The following is a 2,361-nucleotide window of genomic DNA, read 5'->3' as shown; positions in this document are numbered from 1 at the left end:
GGATCGTATGCCCCTCGGGACGGGGTGTTATCGTGGGTGCGGGTAGGGCGCCGCCCGTGCCGCGGGGCGGGCGGGGGGCACGGGCGGGTGGGCTCAGCCCTGCTGCGGGTGGTGGGCCGGGATCGGGGGCATGATGCCCTCGGTCTCGTACGCGCTCAGCATCTCGATGCGGCGGGTGTGGCGCTCGTCGCCGGAGTACGGGGTGGCGAGGAAGATCTCGACGAACTTGGTCGCCTCCTCCTCGGTGTGCATGCGGGCGCCGACCGCGACCACGTTGGCGTTGTTGTGCTCGCGGCCGAGGGCGGCGGTCTGCTCGCTCCAGGCGAGGGCGGCACGGACGCCCTTGACCTTGTTGGCGGCGATCTGCTCGCCGTTGCCGGAGCCGCCGATGACGATGCCCAGGCTGTCCGCGTCGGCGGCCGTCTTCTCGGCGGCGCGCAGGCAGAACGGCGGGTAGTCGTCGAGGGCGTCGTAGATGTGGGGGCCGCAGTCGACGGGCTCGTGGCCGTGGGCGGTGAGCCACTCCACGAGGTGGGTCTTGAGTTCGTAGCCGGCGTGGTCGGAACCGATGTAGACGCGCATGGCTTCGAGTGTGGCACGGCCGGGACGGGGCAGGCGTCAGCGGGGTCGGGACCTTGGTCCCGACGGGTCACGGCCCTCCGGCCCGCCTGGTCTGGACCTTATGGCCCGAATATGTCCTGAATCACGATCCGGAGTCAAAGCTTCCGTACTGGCGAGTCGCCGGGTTACATGGCTCCGGCTCGCGATCCGAGCCTGCCCCCCACACCCGAAGGAAGCGTTCATGAACACGCAGCCGACCCTCGCCAAGGAAGGCGGCAGCACCGGTACCCCCGGTCAGACCCCGCCGTCCGACGGCCTCAAGGCCGGGCTCAAGAACCGCCATCTGTCGATGATCGCGATCGGCGGCGTCATCGGCGCCGGCCTCTTCGTCGGCTCCGGCTCCGGCATCGCCGCCGCGGGCCCCGCGATCCTCCTCTCGTACGCCCTCGTCGGCGCGATGGTCGTCTTCGTGATGCGGATGCTCGGCGAGATGGCCGCCGCACGGCCCTCCTCCGGCTCCTTCTCGGCCTACGCCGACCAGGCGCTCGGCCGCTGGGCGGGCTTCACCATCGGCTGGCTGTACTGGTTCTTCTGGGTGGTCGTGCTGGCCGTCGAGGCGACCGCGGGCGCGGTGATCCTGGAGAGCTGGATCCCGGCGGTGCCGCAGTGGGCCTGGGCGCTGATCGTGATGGTGGTGCTCACCGCGACGAACCTGGCCTCGGTGGCCTCGTACGGCGAGTTCGAGTTCTGGTTCGCCGGCATCAAGGTCGTCGCCATCGGCGCCTTCGTGGTGATCGGCATGCTCGCGGTCTTCGGTGTGCTGCCGGGCTCGGACAACCCGGGCGCGGGCTTCGCGCACCTCACCGACGCGGGCGGGTTCATGCCCATGGGCGCGGGCGCGATCCTCACCGGTGTGCTGATGGTGGTCTTCTCCTTCATGGGCAGCGAGATCGTGACCCTCGCGGCCGGCGAGTCGGAGGACCCGCAGCGGGCCGTGACCAAGGCGACCAACAGCGTGATCTGGCGGATCGGCGTCTTCTACCTGGGCTCGATCTTCATCGTCCTGACGCTGCTGCCGTGGAACGACCCCTCGATCGTGGAGAAGGGCTCGTACGTCGCCGCCCTCGACTCCATCGGCATCCCGCACGCCGGTCAGATCATGAACGTGATCGTCCTGACCGCCGTGCTGTCCTGCCTCAACTCGGGCCTCTACACGGCCTCCCGGATGGCCTTCTCGCTCGGTCAGCGCGGTGACGCGCCGAAGTCCTTCGCCAAGGTCGACAAGCGGGGCGTGCCGCGCGCGGCGATCCTGTCCTCGGTCGTCTTCGGCTTCGCCGCGGTGTTCTTCAACTACAAGTGGCCGGACACCGTCTTCGCCTTCCTGCTGAACTCCTCCGGCGCGGTGGCGCTCTTCGTCTGGCTGGTCATCTGCGTGACCCAGCTGCGGATGCGCGGCATCATCCTGCGCGAGTCGCCGGAGAAGCTGGTCGTGCGGATGTGGCTCTTCCCGTACCTGACCTGGGCGACGATCGGCATGATCGTCTTCGTCCTCGGCTACATGATCTACGACGGCGGCAGCGCCCGGGAGCAGGTCGTGCTCTCGCTGCTGGTGGCCGCGCTGGTGCTGGCCATCGCCCTGGTCCGGGACCGGGTCAGGAAGACCTCCGCCGCCCGCGACTAGCAGTACGCACGCGAAATACGCATGCGAAAGGGCCCCGGGGGGGGCCGCGGCCGGGCGGGGCGCGCCGGGGGGGGCGGCGGGGGGGGCGTGCGCGGGCGCGGCCGGGCGCGGGCGGGCGG

2 protein-coding genes are annotated in these 2,361 nt (G+C 70.4%); one reads left to right on the top strand and one right to left on the bottom strand.

Going from position 1 to position 2,361, the window contains the following annotated elements; genetic code table 11:
• Positions 1 to 93 precede the first annotated feature (93 nt).
• Positions 94 to 582 (bottom strand): ribose-5-phosphate isomerase, encoded by a 489-nt coding sequence (locus ACFW1I_RS24350; RefSeq protein WP_384673523.1) that lies wholly within the window; start codon positions 580 to 582, stop codon positions 94 to 96.
• Between the two features lie 220 nt (positions 583 to 802).
• Here ACFW1I_RS24350 and ACFW1I_RS24345 point away from each other — a divergent pair, with 220 nt between their 5' ends.
• The gene (locus tag ACFW1I_RS24345) at positions 803 to 2,242 is read left to right on the top strand and encodes an amino acid permease (RefSeq protein ID WP_384673520.1); all 1,440 of its coding nucleotides are present in this window, start codon (positions 803 to 805) and stop codon (positions 2,240 to 2,242) included.
• The last annotated feature ends 119 nt before the right edge of the window (positions 2,243 to 2,361 follow it).

Source organism: Streptomyces sp. NPDC058955 (assembly GCF_042741435.1).
In the GTDB taxonomy this organism is placed as follows: domain Bacteria; phylum Actinomycetota; class Actinomycetes; order Streptomycetales; family Streptomycetaceae; genus Streptomyces.
The sequence above is the reverse complement of the archived record's forward strand: the minus strand, read 5'-3'. Positions and strand labels throughout refer to the sequence as shown.

Excerpts from the sequence above, each read along its gene's own strand:
- ACFW1I_RS24345 (WP_384673520.1), top strand. The coding sequence starts at position 803 with ATGAACACGCAGCCGACCCTCGCCAAGGAAGGCGGCAGCACCGGTACC.
- ACFW1I_RS24350 (WP_384673523.1), bottom strand. The coding sequence starts at position 582 with ATGCGCGTCTACATCGGTTCCGACCACGCCGGCTACGAACTCAAGACC.